Annotated in this window: 5 protein-coding genes; 1 reads left to right on the top strand and 4 read right to left on the bottom strand. The window is 65.2% G+C overall.

The annotated features are described in order from the left end of the window. Positions 1-348 precede the first annotated feature (348 nt). Positions 349-1,161 carry an IS5 family transposase gene (locus MKL11_RS00125; RefSeq protein WP_243939191.1) on the bottom strand — a complete coding sequence of 271 codons (813 nt, stop codon included), beginning with the start codon at positions 1,159-1,161 and terminating at the stop codon, positions 349-351. Between the two features lie 1,546 nt (positions 1,162-2,707). On the opposite strand from MKL11_RS00125, the gene MKL11_RS00120 reads away from it, so the two are divergent. Then, positions 2,708-4,381 carry a methyl-accepting chemotaxis protein gene (locus MKL11_RS00120; RefSeq protein WP_243939190.1) on the top strand — a complete coding sequence of 558 codons (1,674 nt, stop codon included), beginning with the start codon at positions 2,708-2,710 and terminating at the stop codon, positions 4,379-4,381. Between the two features lie 4 nt (positions 4,382-4,385). Here the strand turns inward: MKL11_RS00120 and MKL11_RS00115 are convergent, their stop codons facing one another. The 3 genes from MKL11_RS00115 to MKL11_RS00105 form a co-directional block, all read right to left on the bottom strand. Continuing rightward, entirely contained in the window at positions 4,386-4,751 is a 366-nt protein-coding gene (locus MKL11_RS00115) for a hypothetical protein (RefSeq protein WP_243939189.1), read from the bottom strand. 245 nt (positions 4,752-4,996) lie between these two features. Further along, positions 4,997-5,206 carry a hypothetical protein gene (locus MKL11_RS00110; RefSeq protein ID WP_243939188.1) on the bottom strand — a complete coding sequence of 70 codons (210 nt, stop codon included), beginning with the start codon at positions 5,204-5,206 and terminating at the stop codon, positions 4,997-4,999. Between the two features lie 50 nt (positions 5,207-5,256). Next, entirely contained in the window at positions 5,257-6,102 is an 846-nt protein-coding gene (locus MKL11_RS00105) for a helix-turn-helix domain-containing protein (protein ID WP_243939187.1), read from the bottom strand. Positions 6,103-6,742 lie beyond the last annotated feature (640 nt).

Below are 6,742 nucleotides of genomic sequence, written 5' to 3'. Positions count from 1 at the left end.
GCGCTTGGCGCGAGTCTTACTCGCAACCGCGGGGTCGCCGCCGCGGTTGCGGGTTCACAACCCAAGCGCGAAAATCGTCTGAACCTTCTACGTTAAGCGCTATTAACCCAGATCAAGAGCGGTTTGAGGGCTGCTCACTTTCCCATCAGTTTCAGACCCGTGTTCAGCATGCGAACCGTTGACCCGTACACGCCTTCCCTCGGCACCTCACATGATCCGGTACTGCACGGTATAGCCACCGGATTGGCGGACCTGTTCCCCCCGGTCGACCATCCTGTAGGCTTCGCGCACGGGTCTCAGGACACGGTCGACGTCGTCACTGAGCCAACTCAGAGTCCGTCCGAGAAGTCAGGGTGATCGGGCGAGGCGTCTGACGAGGATCATGACGGCTGCGGCGTAGAGGAAGGCTCTGGCAGAGGCGAGGGTCGCTTCCGGGTCCTTCCAGAGGCGTCGGTTGCAGCTGATCCAGCCGAAGAACCGTTCAACGACCCACCGGCGCGGATGCACAGCGAAGCCGACCTGATCCGGCGGCTTGCGCACGATCTCGACGGCAATGATCGTGGCGGTCGCGGGCTTGTCGCCGGCATAGCCGGCGTCGGCGAAGGCCTTGACGATGAACGGGAAGCTCCGGCGCGATAGGCGCAGGACTGGCACGGCTCCGTCCTGGTCCTGCACGTCGGCAGGCTGCGGATCGAGGACGAGCGCACGCCCGTCCGTGTCGACCAGCGCTTGGCGCTTGCGGCCTTTGACTTTCTTACCGGCGTCGTAGCCGCGCGGCCCGCCGCTCTCCATGGTTTTGACGCTCTGGCTGTCGAGCACTGCAGCGGACGGCGAGGCTTCGCGTCCGACACGCTCGCGATCAGCCATGACGAGGTGGTGATTGATCCGGCCGAACAGCCCTGCGTCGCGCCAGCGGCTGAAGTAGCCGAACGTAGTCGATCGCGGCGGCAGATCCTTGGGGATCATCCGCCATGCGATACCGCCGCGCAGAACGTAGAAGATCGCGTTTAAGATCTTTCGGGGCGTCCAGACCGGAGGCCGACCGCGCGGCTCGGGCCTCGGCATCAGCGGCTCGATCACCGCCCACTCGGCATCGGTCAGGTCGGTTTCATAGCGAAGGCCCGCGCGGCTATGCTGCCGCCGGGTGGTCGGGGTCCACATGGCGCTTCCAGGTTAGGCTTCAGCAACCCGCCTGGAATCATCGCCATCCCGGCCACTCAACCCCGCCTCGGATCATTATCGGACGGGCTCTCAGACATCAGAGGATACCTTAGACGGCGGGATGTGACTGGACCGCTGATTACCGGTTCCCGTCAGCGCTCGTGAGCTTGGTGGCACAACTCCCGCCCCTACACCCGGGGTGGGCCTCTGCCGTTCAGTGTCGCCGATGATCTGGGGCCCTGGGCCGGCGCTTGCGGTCTCCAGTCCCGCCGCCGCACCGACCCTCACGCGACCGCCCGGCCAAGGCTTCACGGGCGTTCTGCAGGGAACTGGCCCGGAGAGCGCCTGTCGTCACGTGCTTGCCCGCCGCATGCCTTGGGGTGTCGCGAACACCTCGGGCGCGCTGACGGGAAGAAGCGGGGCTGTAGCAGGCGCGGGACAGGCTGTCGCCGCTCAAGCAGCTCTGATGCTTCGAGCGCCCAGCCGCTCTGCCTCGTCCCGCCAGGCATCGCGCTCGACCTGAACCGCCTCAATCAGCGCATGCAGGTTCCCGGCGTCGATCGCAATGCCGCAATGAGACCCGGGTCCAACCCGGCCATCCGCGCGTTCCGATAAAATCAGCCCCTGATCCAGAGAAGGGCGGAATGCGGATATCTGATTGATGCAGTGGGCAAGGATCTTCGCGGCGACTGGCGCCGTAGCGCTTGCCCTTGGTACCGCCGCGTATGCAGCCCCGGGGATCGATGCCGCCGCCATTGCCGCCGGGCGGCTCTACGTTGTCGGGACAACCGATCAGCCGCACACGAGCGTGTCGCTGGATGGGAAGTTCACGGCCGAGTCTGATGACAAGGGTAAGTTCCAGTTCGGGCTCGTTTATCACCCAAGCAGCTGCGTCATCGCTGCTACGATCGGCGCCAAGACCTTTCACGCTCACGTCGACCAATGCGGGGAGAAATGTGAACCAGAGCGTGTGGCAGCTGCGCAGCCTGCTCCGGCCAAAGCTCAGCCATCGAGTGGGACCTCGGCGGCAGGACAGTCCGTAGCGCTCCAGGCGCCATCGTCCGAGGGGCTACCCCAAAATTCTGCGATGGCCGCACCTCCATCACCCGCTGGAACTGGCACGCTGCCCGTCCAAGCGCCGTCGATCGCCGGACCGATCGCTCATCCTCCATTGCCCCCACAACGGCCGGCCGTGCTGTCTGCCATAAAGCCAGCCGCTCCGATGCGGACCGCTCTTCCCCCGACGCCGGCTGCAGAGCCTAAGTTCAAACCGCCGCAAAGGCGGGAAGAAGCGCCGGGCGAACCAGCGCGGCAGGAACAGCCAGACGATCCGGAGCAACTTGACGATCTACAGTGACGTTTCGGGCCGTAAGCCGACGCTTGCGGTGTTCAGTTCCCCCGCCGCACCGACACTCACCCAACCACGCAGTAAGTTGATGACAAGCCGGTTGTATGCGCCCGGCGCCGAATGCGAGAGATCTTGCGCTTTTCCAATCGGTTGGTCGCGTTTCGGATGACCTCCTGATGCTTGCACCCAGAGGTCACCGTGTCACTCTCGATCGCGCAACGCATTCTGTTCGGCTTCAGCGCCGTCATCGTGGTGATCGTGGCGCTGGGTCTCTACGCAATCGGGCAGCTCGGGGCAGTGCGCGAAGCTACTGATATGATCGTCAGCCGAGACATCGCCATGATGCGGCAGCTCGACGAGCTGGGTAACCAGACGCGCAACCTCGGCATCCTTCGCCGCAACGCCGTAATCGCTAGCCTGATGAAGGCGCAAAACCGTCCAGTGCGTGAAACGGATATCTTTGCCACCTGGCGTCGGACCGCGATCGAAACCGACAACCTCTTCGCCGATCTGATCCGAGAGGCGGACAACTACCGCGCGAACGCGATCTCGTCGGAGCGAGCTGCGACCTGGGAGCGTCTCTACACGACGCTCACCCAGGCCAACGATACCTACCGCCGCTACCGCGACGGCAGCGAAGCTCAACTCACGGCTACAGCCTCAGGCGATATCCAAGAGGTAGAAAACCACAACGAGGAGGTTGGCCGACAATATGAAGCTACCACCCTAGGCGTCGAGCGAGCCGACAGAGCGCTGAACGACAGCGTCGCAGCGGGCCAACAGGGGATCGGCGAGACCTACGAGCGCTCGCGCCTGTCGATCTACCTGACGCTCGCCGCCTCGGTGCTGCTGGCGATGCTCGTCACCTGGCTGATCAGCCGCGCGGTGGTACGGCCGCTGGAAGCGGTGATGTCGTTCGTCGATCGCGTTGGCGATGGCGATTTGTCGGGGCGGATGGAGGTGCGCGGCAGTAATGAGATCGCCCGCCTCGGGCGTACTATGAACGTCATGGTGGACGGCTTGTCGGACCTCGCGCGCACCAACCGGGCGGCCACCTCCGACCTCAACGCCGCCGCGGCCGAGATCCGGGCCTCGGCGCAGCAGCAGGCGGCCTCAGTGGAGGAGCAGTTCGCCGCCGTGCAGGAGACCGCGGCCACGGTCGACGAGATCACCCATTCCGGCGCCCAGATCGGCAAGCGCGCTACCGAGGTGATCGCCACCGCCCAGGCCACCGCCCAGACCTCCCGGCAGGGCCTGCGCGCGGTCTCCGACACCGCCAAGGCCATGGACGCGATCCGCGAGCAGGCTGAAGCCGTGGCCGGCAACATCGTCAGCCTGTCGGAGAAGACCCAGACGATCGGCGACATCATCGAGACGGTCAACGACATCTCCGAGCGCACGCATCTGCTGGCGCTCAACGCCGCGATCGAGGCGGCGGCGGCTGGCGAGAGCGGGCGCAGCTTCGCGGTGGTTGCCTCGGAGATGAAGCTGCTGGCCGACCAGGCCAAGGCGGCCACCGGGCAGGTCCGGGGGATCCTGGGCGAGATCCAGCGGGGCATCAACACCTCGGTGATGCTGACCGAGGAGGCGGTCAAGCGGGCGGCGGCCGGCAAGACGCGCTCGGACACGACGCAGCGGACGATCGAGGAGATCACGGCGCGGGTGGAGGAGAACGTGCAGACGTTCCAGCAGATCGTAGCCTCGACCAACCAGCAGCAGCTCGGCATCGAGCAGGTGATGCAGGCGCTACACGGCATCCGGCAAGCGAGCCAGCAGACGGCGGCCGGCACCCGCCAAGTTGAAACCGCCTCAGCCAACATCACCCAGTTGGCACAGTCCCTTATGGTGCTGGCCGAACGATACCGGCACTGAGGCCTTACGGCGCTGACCCCAGTTTGAGAGACCGCTCTACGTCGGTTTGCTGAGCCTCCTTCACGAGGACCCGCGCCTGGGCGATGAACAGGTCGATCTGCACGATGCCCTTGTTGATCGCCGAGATGAGGCTGGCGTTGACCTCGTCAATCTGGGCATCGCCGGTCAAACCTCGTGCGCGCAGGTCCGCGAGCAGCGTCGACATCTGGTCCCGCTGTGCTCGCAGGTCCTTGAGGATCACCTCGGCACGCGCCGTCTGCAGGCTGATGGCTTCACCGCTGACGAGCAGTTCCACGGCAGCGATGTCGACACGGGCGATAGGGGATCGCTCTTCACCGCTTCGGCGCAGCGGGACGATGCCTTCACTCATGGTTCAAGTCCCCGCCCGGTTTTGAGTAGCCTGTGCGGCGCAGTCTGCCCAAAGCTCTCGGTACATGCCCGCGGTAGACGAGCGTCAATGATCGTTTCCATCAACACGCCTTGATCATGGCGGGCTTTGTCACCCAATGCCGCTCTTCGTACTACCCGTCACCGCGTAATTGTGCCGTCTCCACCGCCAGCGCTGACTCGCGGCCGGCCTGATCAGTCGGCGTCGCCTACCGCTTGTCGGCAGCTTCAGGCGCTAATGTCGGATACGTCCGCGAGCCGAAGTGACCAGACGACATAGCCGTGTGGGTCGACAAGATAGATCGCATTGGCCCGCAGCCTGAGCATGTCCACGTCGATGGCCTTGGCTAGGGCGATGGCGCTTGTCCCATCCTCGGCGGTGATGACCTCTTCGTGCAGGGGCTCATCAAGCGTCCCATCAGCTCGGCGCAGCGCCACACAGAATCGAAAGTCCCGCATCTTTCGTCAGATCGTCCAGCCGCATGCGGTCACGACATAGCGCGAGAGCCCCGTGACGGACCTGCGACAGAATCTTGCCCTGGCACACCGCGAGCCCGAACCGCCGCTCGTCGGCAGCCTTTCTTCGGTTTGGTTTTTCCCGATTCTGACAGGACTAGAACTTCAGTAGGCGTGCTGGTCACGTTTTTGACCCCTCCCCCTCGGGCAGGGGATGCGATCGAGGACGATCCAGATTTGGATAGTGGGTCTCGCGTCCGAGCCAGCCGCAGCCAAGCCAGCCATTCTGGCGAGACGATGCGCACGATGTTGGTGTCGTTGCGGAAGCCAGTGATCTGGCGCTCCTCGACGGTCAGCAAACCCACCCGGGCCGCCTCGCGGATCGCGTTCTTCACCGTAGACCGGCACACGCCGGCCACCGCGGCCATGTTCTCGATCGACAGGCGACAATCCTTCCGACGCACGACCTCGGCAGCCACCAGGGCGAGGACCGCCTGCTCGGCCAGCGTGAACCGGGCCGCGAGCCCCGGTGGAAGCCGCCCCGAGGCGGCCCAGCGGCGACGGCGCTCCATCGAGACATCCGTGCGCGGGCGCGAGCCGACGGCCCTCCTGGGCGATCCTACACGAGGCTGGGAAATGCCGGGATCCTCGGCATTTGCGGTCCCCGGATCGGGGGAGCGCAAAACCTGTGTGACCCCTAGGGTATCGCCCCGCCGTGGGGCGGACAGGGTCCGCGCCTCGATCAGGCCGGACAGGCTCTCCGCCTCGGCTTCCGTGACCTTTCCCTCCCCGTAGGCGTGCCAGAGCAGGGCAGTCACGGACGGCAGGGTGATTCGGGTCGCGGCCTCAATGGCGCGCCTCAACTCGTCGGCAAACATAGTCCTCGGCCCCGTAAAAGGGCCGCAACGAGTCGTTCCGGGCCGCCGCGAGGGCGTCCGGTCCACAAGGCAAAGCCTCATCGTCGCGGGAATTGGCGTTCCCGCTTGACGCCCGGGGGCGTCTCATGGCTTGTGGGGAGTGCTTACCGGCCCCACAGGCCATTTTTGATTTTCGACGGCCCTCCAGTTTGGCGACTGGGGGGCCGTTGGCTTTTCAGGGGTCGACTTGCAGCGGCGGTGTCTCCTGATGGTTCCGGCGACTCGCACAGAGCACGCGCCAGCCGGACATGGCATGTCGGCCGGACGGCACGGTTAAGTCAACGTTGAGGAGCCGCAGTGACCGAGCTTGATAGGGTTGAGCGTGAGATCGACACCTGCAAGAGAGCGTCCGGTCCTCGTTGCGCGCACTCGAAGACCCAGACCTGTCCGCGGAAGGGGCACGGCGCGAACGAGCGAGCATCGAGCTCTACCGGCGGCATCTCAGCGACCTGCTCGCAAAACGCGACGATGCTGGTGGGGCTGCACGACGTCCGGGGGCGTGGACCGTGCTGCTCTGCCAGTGTTCGGGCGCTGAGCCCGGTCGCTGAAGAAAACCTACATCTAAGCGGTCAACGAAGCGTTGCGCCTCGCCGGCTGGTTC

It is taken from the genome of Methylobacterium sp. J-077, from assembly GCF_022829365.1.
Taxonomy (GTDB): Bacteria; Pseudomonadota; Alphaproteobacteria; order Rhizobiales; family Beijerinckiaceae; genus Methylobacterium.
This window is presented reverse-complemented; position numbering and strand designations above follow the sequence as displayed.

Excerpts from the sequence above, each read along its gene's own strand:
- MKL11_RS00125 (WP_243939191.1), bottom strand. The coding sequence starts at position 1,161 with ATGTGGACCCCGACCACCCGGCGGCAGCATAGCCGCGCGGGCCTTCGC.
- MKL11_RS00115 (WP_243939189.1), bottom strand. The coding sequence starts at position 4,751 with ATGAGTGAAGGCATCGTCCCGCTGCGCCGAAGCGGTGAAGAGCGATCC.
- MKL11_RS00105 (WP_243939187.1), bottom strand. The coding sequence starts at position 6,102 with ATGTTTGCCGACGAGTTGAGGCGCGCCATTGAGGCCGCGACCCGAATC.